Genomic DNA, 12,790 nt, shown 5'->3' with positions numbered 1-12,790 from the left:
GGTTCTCAGACTCCGGCGGACGTAAGGGCGTCGGACAGGTCGGCCGGCGAGGCCAGGCGGCCCAGCACGGCGGTGGCGGCGGCGACCTGCGGGGAGACCAGGTGGGTACGGCCACCCTTGCCCTGCCGGCCCTCGAAGTTACGGTTCGAGGTCGACGCGGAGCGTTCGCCGGGGGCCAGCTGGTCGGGGTTCATGCCGAGACACATCGAGCAGCCCGCGTGCCGCCATTCCGCGCCGGCCGCGGTGAAGACCTTGTCCAGGCCCTCCTCGACGGCCTGCAGGGCGACCCGGACCGAGCCCGGGACGATCAGCATCCGTACGCCGTCGGCGACTTTGCGGCCGTCCAGGATCGCGGCCGCGTTGCGCAGGTCCTCGATCCGGCCGTTGGTGCAGGAGCCTACGAAGACGGTGTCGACGCTGATCTCCCGCAGCGGCTGGCCGGCGGTCAACCCCATGTATTCCAGGGCCTTTTCGGCGGCGTTCCGCTCCGAGGCGTCCTCGTACGAAGCCGGGTCGGGGACGTATCCCGACAGGGGCGCGCCCTGGCCGGGGTTGGTGCCCCAGGTGACGAACGGCGCCAGTTCGGCAGCGTCGATGACGACCTCGGCGTCGAAGACCGCGTCGTCGTCCGTGCGCAGCGTCTTCCAGTACGCGACGGCGGCGTCCCAGTCCTCGCCCTGTGGAGCGTGATCGCGACCCTTCAGGTAGTCGAACGTGGTCTCGTCCGGGGCGATCATGCCGGCCCGGGCGCCTGCCTCGATCGACATGTTGCAGATGGTCATCCGGGCTTCCATCGAGAGCTTCTCGATGGCGGAGCCGCGGTATTCGAGGATGTAGCCCTGGCCGCCGCCGGTGCCGATCCGCGCGATGATCGCGAGGATCAGGTCCTTGGCCGTGACACCGTCGGGCAGTTCGCCGTCGATGGTGATCGCCATGGTCTTCGGGCGGGCCAGCGGCAGCGTCTGCGTGGCCAGGACGTGCTCGACCTGGCTGGTGCCGATACCGAACGCGAGCGCGCCGAAAGCACCGTGCGTGGAGGTGTGGGAGTCGCCGCAGACGACCGTGGTGCCGGGCTGGGTCAGACCCAACTGCGGGCCGACCACGTGCACGACACCCTGCTCGACGTCGCCCAGCGGGTGCAGCCGTACGCCGAACTCCGCGCAGTTCTTGCGCAGGGTCTCCAACTGGGCGCGGGAGACCGGGTCGGCGATCGGCTTGTCGATGTCGAGGGTCGGGGTGTTGTGATCCTCGGTGGCGATGGTGAGGTCGAGGCGCCGCACCCGGCGTCCGGCCTGCCGGAGGCCGTCGAAGGCCTGGGGGCTGGTCACCTCGTGCAGCAGGTGCAGATCGATGAAGAGAAGATCGGGCTCGCCGTCCGCGCGCCGGACGACGTGGTCGTCCCAGACCTTCTCCGCGAGTGTCCTACCCATCGCTTTCCCTCCGGCCGGCGTCTTCGCCGGCCCAACTAGAGATTTCGGTGCGCCGCCGTCCGGACCCCGTGCGGGGCGGTGGCTACGGGCCGTTGTGCGGCCGCCCCTACAGGTTCGCAACTTCCGCCGGAAATTGAACTTGCGTTTCACAGAGTGAGACGCAAGTATCGTCGTATGGACAACTCTAGCGGCGTCGGCGTTCTCGACAAGGCGGCTCTGGTATTGAGCGCCCTGGAGTCCGGCCCGGCCACCCTCGCCGGGCTGGTCGCGGCGACCGGGCTTGCACGACCCACGGCTCATCGACTGGCTGTGGCACTGGAACACCACCGGATGGTGGCGAGGGACATGCAGGGCCGGTTCATCCTCGGCCCCCGGCTGGCGGAGCTCGCGGCCGCGGCAGGCGAGGACCGCCTGCTCGCGACGGCGGGCCCGGTGCTCACGCATCTGCGGGACATCACCGGCGAGAGCGCGCAGCTCTACCGCAGGCAGGGCGACATGCGGATCTGCGTGGCCGCGGCGGAGCGGCTGTCCGGACTGCGGGACACCGTGCCGGTGGGCTCCACCCTGACCATGAAGGCGGGTTCCTCGGCCCAGATCCTGATGGCCTGGGAGGAGCCGGAGCGCCTGCACCGCGGCCTCCAGGGCGCCCGCTTCACCGCGACAGCGCTCTCGGGCGTGCGCCGCCGGGGCTGGGCCCAGTCGATCGGCGAGCGGGAGCCGGGCGTCGCCTCGGTCTCGGCGCCGGTACGCGGGCCGTCGAACCGGGTGGTCGCCGCGGTCTCGGTCTCCGGACCGATCGAGCGGCTGACCCGCCACCCGGGCCGGATGCACGCCCAGGCGGTCATCGACTCGGCGGCCCGGCTGAGCGAGGCCCTGCGCCGCACTGGCTGACGCACGGATCACCTACCGGCACGGCGCACGGACCCGCCTGCCGCACAAGCCCGGCGCACAGACCCGGCACAGCAAGAAATCATTCCCCGGCCGTCCCAGCGTCGTGACGGCCCCCTCACAGCCCTTCCGCTCCCTGGACGAGCGGTGCGCGAGACGATCCCTCGGCCTGACGATCCGGCTGGGCGCCACCCTCTGGTCGCTGCCGCACGGCCCCGAGCCGGACGAGGACGCCCCGGAGACGGAATCGGCGCGCCGGGGGCCGACCGGCTTCTCGACCGGCTCGGCTGGGCGTTCGTGCAGGAACTCGGCTCCCTGGACCCCACGTACCGCTCACTGGTTGCCTCGATGGCCACACTCGTCCGGCTCGGCCACCCCTGCGACATCGAGTACGCGACCGAGCAGGCCCGCCGCATGGAGCAAGTCGCGGTCCGCGACCTGGACATGATGGAGTCCTGTCCGGCGGGGGCGGAGCAGGTGGTGATGGCGGTGGCCTCGGTCGTGCTGTACGAACCGCTGTCGCTGCGCCGGCCGGCGCAGGAGTGAGGAGTCGAACCGGCGGTACGGACTCCGAGTTCGACTGGCCCGAGCGCACAGCCAAGGGCCCCTCACCGAAGTGAAGGGCCCTTGGTTCCTTGCTCTGTTGTACCCCCGACCGGATTCGAACCGGCGCTACTGCCGTGAGAGGGCAGCGTGCTAGGCCGCTACACAACGGGGGCTTGATACTGCGATCTTGCGCTGGGCTACCAGGACTCGAACCTAGAATGACGGTACCAGAAACCGTAGTGTTGCCAATTACACCATAGCCCATGGTGTTACAAGTACCCCCGACCGGATTCGAACCGGCGCTACTGCCGTGAGAGGGCAGCGTGCTAGGCCGCTACACAACGGGGGCCCTAGCGATCCTGCATCGAAATCGTGGGTGCGACCCAGATGATCTCGCGGGAAGGATCTGTACCCCCGACCGGATTCGAACCGGCGCTACTGCCGTGAGAGGGCAGCGTGCTAGGCCGCTACACAACGGGGGCGTGTTGTACAGATGAAGATCTGCGCTGGGCTACCAGGACTCGAACCTAGAATGACGGTACCAGAAACCGTAGTGTTGCCAATTACACCATAGCCCACCAAAACTCAACCCCCAGAGGGGATTTTGTTCGGCTTGCGCTTCCCGACCGGATCTTTCGGCCCGCTCGGGCGGCGCAGAAAGAACATTACCCGAAGGTGTCCGGCGCTCCAAAACGGGTATCGCCCGCCAGCAGTCCGGGAAGCTGATCGAGACCGGTGATCCGCTCCAGTTCGGGCCGTCCGCCGCGCCCACCCCGGTCCAGCCAAACCCCCTTCAGCCCCGCCGCCACCGCCCCGGCCGCATCGATGTCCGGATGATCTCCGACGTACACGACGTCCTGCGGCTCCAGCCCGAGCTCGTCGCAGGCGGCGTGGAACGCGCCGGCCTCGGGCTTGGAGATGCCGAGCTCCACGGCACACACCACGGCCTCGAAACGGTCCCGGACCCCGAGGATGCGCAGCTTGCGGTCCTGGTTGTGGATGCTGGAGTTCGACAGGACAGCCTGCCGGTACTGACCGGCCAGCCTGTCCAGGACCGGCAGAGTGTCAGGGAAGAGCGACCAGGCGGCCTCGTAGTGCGCGAGGTGCCGGGCAAACCACTCGTCGGCCTCCGCGTCCGTGAGCGGCCGCCCGAGGAACGAACGGACCCGGTCCCGGCGCTGCCCCTGGAAGTCGGTCTCCCCGGCGGCGAAACGCGCCCAGTGGACGTCGGTGATCGCCCGCCAGGCATCGAGGGCCTGCGGGGCGGAACCGTATCCGCCGGGCAGCCCCTCGCTCTCCAGATGTTTCTGCAGGCCGACGCGGTCGGCGCCCGTGTAGTCGAAGATCGTGTCGTCGATGTCCCAGAGCACGGCTCGGATCGGCATACGGCCACGCTACCGCCCGCACGGCGCGCGGGCCTGGAACGGCAGGGGGCGGCCACCGCTACGGACCGGTGGGCCCCCTGCGGGCGTGCGAGACCGGCAGCGAGGGCGGTGGGAATGGCCCGAGTTCTCAGCAGTGATCCGCTCGTTGTGCCGGAGCTTGTGACCAGCGGGCTGATCCGCGTGCCGCAGGAGATACACCCGTCGTAGAACAGTTCGCCACCACCGATGGCGAACTCGGCGCCCGCGTCGCCGTCTGGGGCTCGCCCATGCCCATGGCAGCGCTCAGGTCACCGCTGTCGACGGCGGATTCCGCATATCCCTGCGCACCCCCGGCCGAGCCGCCCAACTGATTTCGCTGCGCCCAGGGAGCATGGGTTCCCTGATGTGGCCTGACCCCATACCCCTGACCACACCTCAGAGTTGACACCCGCCAACTCTACGTAACGAAGAGCTTGGCCCTGCACGCGGACTGCTGGCAGCATCGGGATCATTAAGCAAAACATCGCGCATATGGCTGCGCAGGCCCTGTTGCCGTCCCTTCGGGGGCGGCCGCAGACGTGTTTCGGGGAGGTTCGGTACATCTCTGCCACATCGACGAGGCCGGCAACGGGCAGAGGCTCGATCCGGCTCGGCCCGATGCGCCGCCTGTGCTGATTGTCGGTGGGTTCACCGTTCCGCGTTCCCGGGTCAAGGGTCTGACCTGGGACTTCCTCAACATCAAGAAGCACTACCGGCCGCAGTTAGGACATGTCATCCACCTGCCGAGTTGATCCAGCACGAAATCGAGGGCGCAGACGTTCGTAAGAACCTCCGTACGGGCAACCACAGTTGGCGCCGCGCAGGAAAAATCGGGTGACGCGTGCGCAACTAACCGATGATGAGTGGAAGTTGATCGAGCCGTTCCTGCCGACAGGCAAGTTCGGCCCGTACCCCGAGCGGCTACGTGACCAGGTCGAGGGGGTGATCTGGCGGTTCCACACCGGCAGCCAGTGGCGCGAGATGCCGGCCCGGTTCGGGGCCTGGCAGACCGTCTACAGCCGGTTCGTCCAGTGGCGCGACGCGGACGTCTTCGATGCCCTGCTCGAAGGCGTGATCGCCGAGGCCGCCCGGCCGGTCTCTGATTTTTGATCTTCCGGCTCATGACCATGCAGCTCTTGCCGCTGGGCCTGGTGACCGGGCATTTCCTGCCCTCGACACAGGGCGATAACGGCGTTGTGGTCAAGAACGATCACCGGCGACTCCCGATACGACGGGCAATAATCGCCTGCCGTCACTTCTCGCCTGCGGCCAGATCGTCCGGCCCGAGATCCGTCCCGAAGTGAGCGCGAACGTACGCGATCACCCTCGCCATCCGTTCAGCCCGCTCGTCCGCCGTGGGGACGCTGGAAACCAAACGCTCGACGTACGCGTGCGTACTCAGGCCACGCTCCTCCACGAGAGCTCGGATTCGATCCCTTATCTCATCACTGATCTTGATCGTGGTGTCAGCAATAGATCGGGAATGCAACCGAATACCAGTGGGGTGGCTGCTCCGACCGAGCAACCACCCCACCGTGTGAACGGAAACCGCTACGCGGCCAGCTTCGCCATGGCCGCGTCGATCCGGGCCACGGTCTTCTCGCGGCCCAGGATCTCCAGGGACTCGAAGAGCGGCAGACCGATCGTGCGGCCGGTGACGGCGACGCGGACCGGGGCCTGGGCCTTGCCGAGCTTCAGGCCGTGCTCCTCACCGGCGGCGAGGATGGCGTTCTTGAGCGCCTCGGCGTTCCACTCGGCGCCGATCAGCTTGGCCCGGGCGGTGGCGAGGAGGGCGTCGGAGCCCTCCTTCATCGCCTTGTTCCAGGACGCCTCGTCCTCGACCGGCTCGTCGAGGAAGAGGAAGTCGACGTTGGCCGTGATGTCCGAGAGGACGGTGACGCGGGTCTGGGCGTGCGGGGCGATGGCCTCGAACTGCGCGGCGTCGAAGGCCTCCGGCGCCCACGGGGCGAACGGCGCCTTCAGCCAGGGGCCGCATGCCTCGGTGAAGGTCTTCACGTCGAGCATGCGGATGTGCTCGGCGTTGATGTGCTCGCACTTCTTCAGGTCGAAGCGCGCCGGGTTGGCGTTGACGTCCTTGATGTCGAACGCGGCCACCATCTCCTCGACGGAGAAGATGTCGCGGTCCTCGGCGATCGACCAGCCGAGCAGCGAGAGGTAGTTGAGCAGCCCCTCGGGGACGAAGCCGCGCTCACGGTAGAGGTTGAGCGAGGCCTGCGGGTCGCGCTTGGAGAGCTTCTTGTTGCCCTCGCCCATGACGTACGGGAGGTGGCCGAACGCGGGGGTGTCCTTGGCGATGCCGAGCTCGATCAGCGCCTTGTAGAGCGCGAGCTGGCGCGGGGTGGAGGAGAGCAGGTCCTCACCGCGCAGGACGTGGGTGATCTCCATCAGCGCGTCGTCGACCGGGTTGACGAGCGTGTAGAGCGGGGCGCCGTTGGCCCGGACGATGCCGTAGTCCGGCACGTTCTCCGGCTGGAAGGTCAGCTCACCGCGGACCAGGTCCGTGAAGGTGAGCGCCTCGTCGGGCATCCGGAAGCGGACGATGGACGTCCGGCCCTCAGCCTGGTACGCGGCGGTCTGCTCGGTGCTCAGGTCGCGGCAGTGCCCGTCATAGCCGGACGGCTTGCCGGCAGCGCGGGCGGCGTCGCGGCGGGCGTCGAGCTCCTCGGTGGTGCAGTAGCAGTGGTACGCGTACCCGCCGGCCAGGAGCTTCTCGGCGACATCCCGGTAGATGTCCATGCGCTGCGACTGTCGGTACGGGGCGTGCGGGCCGCCGACCTCGGGACCCTCGTCCCAGTCGAAGCCGAGCCAGCGCATCGAGTCGAGCAGCTGGTTGTACGACTCCTCGGAGTCGCGCGCCGCGTCGGTGTCCTCGATGCGGAAGACCAGGGTGCCGCCGTGGTGCCGGGCGAACGCCCAGTTGAACAGGGCGGTGCGGACCAGACCCACGTGGGGGTTGCCGGTCGGGGAGGGACAGAAACGTACGCGAGGGGGTACCCCCTGCTCGAGCGGAGCCGAGAGCTTGGGGGAAATCGTGTTAGCCACGCTTGATCACCTTGTTGGTGAGAGTGCCGATGCCTTCGATGGTGACGGCGACCTCGTCGCCGACGTGCAGGGGCCCGACCCCTGCGGGGGTGCCAGTGAGGATCACGTCGCCCGGGAGCAGCGTCATCGCCTCCGTGATGTGGACGACCAGGTCCTCGATGGAGCGGATCATTTCGCTCGTACGGCCCAGTTGGCGTTGCTCGCCGTTGACCGTGGCCTGGATGGCGAGGTCGCTGGGGTCGAGGTCGGTCTCCACCCAGGGGCCGAGCGGGCAGGACGTGTCGAAGCCCTTGGCCCGGGCCCACTGCTTCTCACGCTGCTGGGCATCGCGGGCGGTGACGTCGTTGGCGCAGGTGTAGCCGAAGATGACGTCCTTGACCCGCTCACGCGGCACTTCGCGGCACATACGGCCGATGACGACGGCCAGCTCGGCCTCGTAGTGCACTTCGTTGGAGAAGGAGGGGTACTCGATGGCGTCCCCGGAGCCGATCACCGAAGTGGTGGGCTTGAAGAAGGCGACCGGTACGTCCGGGACCTCGTTGCCGAGTTCGGCGGCGTGCTCCGCGTAGTTGCGGCCGATGGCCACGACCTTATTGGGGAGCACGGGCGGCAGAAGCCGGACCTTGCTCAGCGGGACCTTGGTGCCGGAGAGCTCGAAGTCGGCGTACGGAATGCCCTTGATGATGTCGAGGACGAGGTCACCGGAGCCGACGGTGCCACTGCCCTCGACCGCGCCGAAGGCGACATTGCCGTCGATGGAGAACCTGGCGATGCGCACGGGATGCTGTCGCCCCTCACTTGCTGGCTGGCTGAAGACTGACGCTCCAGGCTAACGCGGGTGAGGGGGACAACCGCGCCCATCACCCAGCGGTCGAGGCGGCTGCTGCGGCCGGGGCCACCATGAGGACGGTGCGCCGCGGGTTGGCCGTCTGTGCCGGCAGGTCGACGGCGTGCTCCGGCTGCTCCGGCGTCTGCAGCGCTTCGGCGTCCTTGAGGTGCGCCAGCGTGGTGCGCCGGGGGTTGGCAATGGTGCGGACCATCATCGTCGTCTTCATCTGCCGTTCGGACCCTGTCGGTACGGGCGCCGCCCGGAGGGGCGCCGGTTGTCGGATTTGCCATCCCTGTAAAGCGCCAGGCTAAACATCCAATTCCCTCCGGATCCCCGGAAGAGACGGCGATCATGATGTGAGTTTGCTCACGACCGCGTGGACAATTACCTCATTTCAGGCGGTCGACCCGGGCCAAGGAAACGGACATTGCACCACTGAATGAATCATTCCGCTCCCGATCATCTCGACTGGGACACGCTCCACTCCCACCTGTTTCGCTCCTTATCGCCCGCTTTGACCACGAACACGCTCCACGGTTGGTGACTCGGCCATCACAACGTGTCACCCAGGTCGCAGCCCGGTACGCGGGCCTTGTTGGAGATCCGGCACTGTGCTGGAATTCCACGCACCGCCGCGGGTTTCAGGCCGGCGCGCAGGGGGCGCAACGCAGCGCCGAGTGGCGGCGGGAAGGGGAAGAGCGCCGGTCACTCACGACCACCAGGGGGCGGGTACAACGCCCCACGACGCCGACACCGTCCCGCCCGTCTACGCGGAGGGACGCCTGGTCCAGAGGTTGCGACGCTAGTGCAGGGACGTTTCAAGAGGGATGGCAGCGCTGCGGCGGAACAGGAGCCGCGCGGCGGGACCGACCGCGGTGCCTCGCCCCAGCACGCCCAGAACCCGGGACCGGCCGCGGCCGGCGACAACGGCGACCGCGCTCCGCGCTCGGGTGCCACGGCGAACAGCGGAACCGACCCGGTCGCCCCGCTCAAGCCCCGGGGGCCCGTCAGCACGGGTTCGCGCGTGGCTCTGCGCAACTGGCGCATCAGTACGCGCCTGGTCTCCCTGCTCGCTCTTCCGGTAGTCGCCGCGACCACCCTGGGTGGTCTGCGCATCAACGACTCCATCAACGAAATGCAGCAGCTGGACCACATGCAGCTGCTCACCAAGATGACCAAGCAGGCGACCACGCTCGCCCAGGCGCTCCAGGAGGAGCGCGACAGGTCGGCGGGTCCGCTGTCCAACGGCGTGAAGGCCGACGACTTCAAGGTCACCGAGCCGCGCAAGAGGACCGACCGGGCGAAGACCGCCTTCCTGCAGGCGACGAACGATATCGGCGACACCCAGGGCGACGACGCTCTGGAGTCGATCCACGCGAGCGTCAGCCAGATCGCCACCCAGCTCAATCAGATCCACGACATCCGCAAGACGGCGTACGAGGACGGCAGCCCGAGTCTCCAGACCGTCGATCAGTACAGCCAGCTGATCACCTCGCTGCTGAGCCTCTCGCAGGACATGGCGCAGGCAACCAGCAACCCGGAGATGATCAAGCGGACCCGTGCCCTGGCGGCCTTCTCCTCCGCCAAGGAGTACGCGTCGGTCGAGCGGGCGATCATCGCCGCGGCCCTGCCGGGCGGGGGCGGCACCCTCAAGAAATCGCACCTCGACGGCAACGACAAGCAGTTCGGCCGGGCCGCCCTCCGCAAGGAGAGGCTGGCCATGGAGGCGTTCAGTTCGACCTACGCGGCCACCGGTCAGAACGCCGACCAGCTGACGGCGTCTCTGAAGAACGGCAACCCGGAGATCAAGGCCGCCGACGCCTACGCCTCGAAGGTGCTCGAAACCCCCAACGGCATGGCGGGGGCGCCGCGGCGCTCGTACCTGGACTGGTACGAACAGAGCTCCACCAAGATCCAGGCGATGAAGACCATCGAGGAGACCCTCCTCAGCGACATGGAGGGCAAGGCCCGCGAGCTCCGCGACGCGTCGAAGCGCGAAGCCATCATCAGCGGTGCGCTCATCCTGCTCGTCCTCGGTGTCTCCCTGGTCGGTGCCTTCGTCGTCGCCCGGTCCATGATCCGCTCGCTGCGGCGGCTGCAGGACACCGCGACCCGGGTCGCCCAGGACCGGCTGCCCGAACTCGTCAAGCAGCTCTCCGAGTCGGACCCGCAGGACGTCGACACCTCGGTCGAGTCCGTCGGTGTGCACTCCCGGGACGAGATCGGCCAGGTGGCCGCGGCCTTCGACGACGTGCACCGCGAGGCCGTCCGCCTCGCCGCCGAACAGGCCCTCCTGCGGGGCAACGTCAACGCGATGTTCACCAACCTCTCGCGGCGTTCGCAGGGTCTCATCCAGCGTCAGCTCTCGCTCATCTCCGAGCTGGAGTCCCGCGAGGCCGATCCGGACCAGCTGTCCTCGCTCTTCAAGCTCGACCACCTCGCGACCCGTATGCGCCGTAACGGCGAGAACCTCCTCGTCCTCGCGGGCGAGGAGCCGGGCCGTCGGTGGACCCGCCCCGTCCCGCTGGTCGACGTGCTCCGTGCCGCCGCCTCCGAGGTGGAGCAGTACGAGCGCATCGAACTGGCCGCGGTGCCCGCCACCGAGGTGGCCGGCCGCGTGGTCAACGACCTCGTGCACCTGCTCGCCGAGCTGCTGGAGAACGCCACGTCGTTCTCCTCGCCGCAGACGAAGGTCCGGGTCACCGGTCACGCACTGCCCGACGGCCGGGTGCTCGTGGAGATCCACGACACCGGCATCGGTCTCTCCCCGGAGGACCTCGCGGCCATCAACGAGCGGCTCGCGTCGCCGCCCACCGTGGACGTCTCCGTCTCCCGGCGCATGGGTCTGTTCGTGGTCGGCCGGCTGTCCCTGCGTCACGGCATCCGGATCCAGCTGCGGCCGTCCGACTCCGGTGGCACGACCGCACTGGTCATGCTCCCCGTCGATGTCGCACACGGCGGCAAGCAGCCGGTCTCGAAGCAGACGCCCGGTCAGCAGCAGTCCGCCCCGGGTGGTCTGCTCGCCGGCGGCAACGGCGCGGGCAACGGCAACCGTCCGGGTCTCGGCGGTGCTCCGCGGGGTCTCGGCGCGGCTCCCGGTGGACAGCGCGAGCAGGTCGGTGCGGGCTCCGGTCCGCGGGCGGCGCTGCCGGCGCGCGACAACGGTCCCCGCCAGCAGCCGAACCAGCAGGGTCAGCAGGGTCAGCCGAACCAGCAGGGTCAGCCGAACCAGCAGGGCCAGCCGAACCAGCAGGGCCAGCCGAACCAGCAGGGTCAGCAGAACGCCGGTTTCCAGAACGCCGGTTTCCAGAACGCCGGTTTCCAGAACGCCGGGCTGTCGAACACCGGCCCGCAGGACGCTTCGCGGCAGGATCCGCCGCGTCAGGGCGGCGGACCGTCCGGCGCCTTCGGCGACAGTGCCCGGCTCGGCGCCCGCGGCGGCCAGGACGATTCCGGTCGTACGGAGTCGGGTCAGACCAACCTGTTCGGTCAGAACCGGTCGGGCCAGCCCGGTCAGCCCGGTCAGCCCGGTCAGCCCGGTCAGCCCGGTCAGCAGAACGGTCCGGGTGCCCGGCAGGCCCCGCAGCAGCCCCGGTACAACGCTCCCGACGGTCAGGGCGGCTTCCAGCAGCCCGGCGGTCCGGGCCACCCCGGCCGTCAGCTGCCGCCCGTCGGCGGTCCGCGTGCCGAGCTGCCCGGTGGCAACCCGCAGCCTCAGCGCCCGCAGACCACCAGCTGGGGCACCGAGGACCCGTCGGTCCCGCGGCGTACTCCGCTCGACGCCCCGCGCGGTCACGAGGAGCCCGAGTCCACCGGCCAGTTCCAGCAGCCGATGAATCCGTCCATGGACCGGCACTCGCCGATGGACGACCGGCAGGGGCCCGGCTCCACCGCCGAGTTCGCCCGGCCGGACTTCTCGGCCCCGGCCCCGCAGCACCAGGACCCCGCGAGCACCTCGCAGTTCGCCCGCCCGGACTTCGGTGTCCCGCAGTCCTCCCAGGACCAGGGGATGCCCGGGCCGCGTCAGCGCGGCCTGGACGCCGAGGACTTCGGCGCTCCGCGTCCGGCCGCGGCTCCCGCCGCCGAGGCGCAGTACCGCCCGGTGCTGCCGCCCCAGCCCCAGCCCGAGGCACTGCCTCCGGCAGGTCTCGGGGACGGTCGTACTCCGCTGTACGACACGCTGGAGACGAACTGGTTCCACGGCCCGCAGCAGGGCGGCCAGCAGCCGTCCGCCGAGCCGCAGGCGCCGGGCGCCCCTCAGCAGTCCGCCCCTGAGCGTCCCGCTCCCCCCATGCCGCGCCGCGGCGCGGGCGACACCGGCACCACCAGCTCCTGGCGTGCCTCGCCGAACGATGAACTCGTACGGCAGGCAGAGCGGGCCAAGAAGCCCGCAGCAGGCGGAATCACCACTTCCGGACTGCCTCGCCGGGTGCCGCGTGCCAATCTGGTGCCGGGCACTGCCCAGCAGCAGAACCACCAGTCCGGTCCTCAGGTTTCGCGTGCGCCCGATGATGTGCGCGGGCGCCTGACCAATCTCCGCCGGGGTATCCAGCAGGGTCGGCAGGCCAACAACGACCAGTCGACCGGCAGTTTCCCACTCGGCCCCACTCACCAGCAGGAGCGTTAGTTGA

General features: G+C 69.1%; 10 protein-coding genes and 5 tRNA genes. 5 read left to right on the top strand and 10 right to left on the bottom strand.

Annotated elements, in window-relative coordinates; all coding sequences use genetic code 11:
- Positions 1–5: 5 nt before the first annotated feature.
- On the bottom strand, positions 6–1,430 hold the full coding sequence (gene leuC / locus ACIBB8_RS04125; RefSeq protein WP_398948878.1) for a 3-isopropylmalate dehydratase large subunit: 1,425 nt from the start codon (positions 1,428–1,430) through the stop codon (positions 6–8).
- A 174-nt stretch (positions 1,431–1,604) separates the two neighbouring features.
- Between leuC and ndgR the strand changes: the two genes are divergently transcribed.
- Both ndgR and ACIBB8_RS04115 read left to right on the top strand, forming a co-directional pair.
- A complete protein-coding gene (gene ndgR, locus ACIBB8_RS04120) occupies positions 1,605–2,321 on the top strand; it encodes an IclR family transcriptional regulator NdgR (RefSeq protein WP_014048551.1) in 717 nt (238 codons plus the stop codon).
- Between the two features lie 144 nt (positions 2,322–2,465).
- A complete protein-coding gene (locus tag ACIBB8_RS04115; protein ID WP_398948877.1) occupies positions 2,466–2,864 on the top strand; it encodes a hypothetical protein in 399 nt (132 codons plus the stop codon).
- Between the two features lie 100 nt (positions 2,865–2,964).
- Here ACIBB8_RS04115 and ACIBB8_RS04110 read toward each other — a convergent pair.
- From ACIBB8_RS04110 to ACIBB8_RS04085, 6 genes are all read right to left on the bottom strand, one after another.
- Positions 2,965–3,037 (bottom strand) — tRNA-Glu (locus ACIBB8_RS04110).
- Positions 3,038–3,056: 19 nt separating this feature from the next.
- Positions 3,057–3,128, bottom strand: a tRNA-Gln gene (locus ACIBB8_RS04105).
- A gap of 12 nt (positions 3,129–3,140) precedes the next feature.
- Positions 3,141–3,213, bottom strand: a tRNA-Glu gene (locus ACIBB8_RS04100).
- Positions 3,214–3,273: 60 nt separating this feature from the next.
- Positions 3,274–3,346 (bottom strand) — tRNA-Glu (locus ACIBB8_RS04095).
- A 24-nt stretch (positions 3,347–3,370) separates the two neighbouring features.
- Positions 3,371–3,442: transfer RNA gene (locus ACIBB8_RS04090), tRNA-Gln, on the bottom strand.
- Positions 3,443–3,529: 87 nt separating this feature from the next.
- The gene (locus tag ACIBB8_RS04085) at positions 3,530–4,249 is read right to left on the bottom strand and encodes an HAD family hydrolase (RefSeq protein ID WP_398948876.1); all 720 of its coding nucleotides are present in this window, start codon (positions 4,247–4,249) and stop codon (positions 3,530–3,532) included.
- Positions 4,250–4,896: 647 nt separating this feature from the next.
- Between ACIBB8_RS04085 and ACIBB8_RS04080 the strand changes: the two genes are divergently transcribed.
- Positions 4,897–5,019 (top strand): hypothetical protein, encoded by a 123-nt coding sequence (locus ACIBB8_RS04080; protein WP_398948875.1) that lies wholly within the window; start codon positions 4,897–4,899, stop codon positions 5,017–5,019.
- Positions 5,020–5,101: 82 nt separating this feature from the next.
- Positions 5,102–5,377 carry a transposase gene (locus ACIBB8_RS04075; protein WP_398948874.1) on the top strand — a complete coding sequence of 92 codons (276 nt, stop codon included), beginning with the start codon at positions 5,102–5,104 and terminating at the stop codon, positions 5,375–5,377.
- Between the two features lie 441 nt (positions 5,378–5,818).
- On the opposite strand, the gene gltX is transcribed toward ACIBB8_RS04075, so the two are convergent.
- The 3 genes from gltX to ACIBB8_RS04060 all read right to left on the bottom strand — a co-directional run bounded on the left by gltX (position 5,819) and on the right by ACIBB8_RS04060 (position 8,385).
- Positions 5,819–7,330 carry a glutamate--tRNA ligase gene (gltX, locus tag ACIBB8_RS04070; protein WP_398948872.1) on the bottom strand — a complete coding sequence of 504 codons (1,512 nt, stop codon included), beginning with the start codon at positions 7,328–7,330 and terminating at the stop codon, positions 5,819–5,821.
- A complete protein-coding gene (locus ACIBB8_RS04065; RefSeq protein ID WP_366691608.1) occupies positions 7,323–8,108 on the bottom strand; it encodes a fumarylacetoacetate hydrolase family protein in 786 nt (261 codons plus the stop codon). The genes gltX and ACIBB8_RS04065 overlap by 8 nt, the downstream gene beginning before the upstream one ends.
- An 82-nt stretch (positions 8,109–8,190) precedes the next feature.
- Entirely contained in the window at positions 8,191–8,385 is a 195-nt protein-coding gene (locus ACIBB8_RS04060) for a hypothetical protein (RefSeq protein WP_366691609.1), read from the bottom strand.
- A 579-nt stretch (positions 8,386–8,964) separates the two neighbouring features.
- Between ACIBB8_RS04060 and ACIBB8_RS04055 the strand changes: the two genes are divergently transcribed.
- On the top strand, positions 8,965–12,786 hold the full coding sequence (locus tag ACIBB8_RS04055) for a nitrate- and nitrite sensing domain-containing protein (protein WP_398948871.1): 3,822 nt from the start codon (positions 8,965–8,967) through the stop codon (positions 12,784–12,786).
- Positions 12,787–12,790 lie beyond the last annotated feature (4 nt).

The sequence above is a fragment of the Streptomyces sp. NPDC051286 genome (genome assembly GCF_044455345.1).
In the GTDB taxonomy this organism is placed as follows: Bacteria; Actinomycetota; Actinomycetes; order Streptomycetales; family Streptomycetaceae; genus Streptomyces.
This window is presented reverse-complemented; position numbering and strand designations above follow the sequence as displayed.

What these genes read in the sequence shown, in the direction of transcription:
- leuC (WP_398948878.1), bottom strand. Translation starts at nt 1,430, where the DNA reads ATGGGTAGGACACTCGCGGAGAAGGTCTGGGACGACCACGTCGTCCGG.
- ACIBB8_RS04085 (WP_398948876.1), bottom strand. Translation starts at nt 4,249, where the DNA reads ATGCCGATCCGAGCCGTGCTCTGGGACATCGACGACACGATCTTCGAC.
- ACIBB8_RS04060 (WP_366691609.1), bottom strand. Translation starts at nt 8,385, where the DNA reads ATGAAGACGACGATGATGGTCCGCACCATTGCCAACCCCCGGCGCACC.
- ndgR (WP_014048551.1), top strand. Translation starts at nt 1,605, where the DNA reads ATGGACAACTCTAGCGGCGTCGGCGTTCTCGACAAGGCGGCTCTGGTA.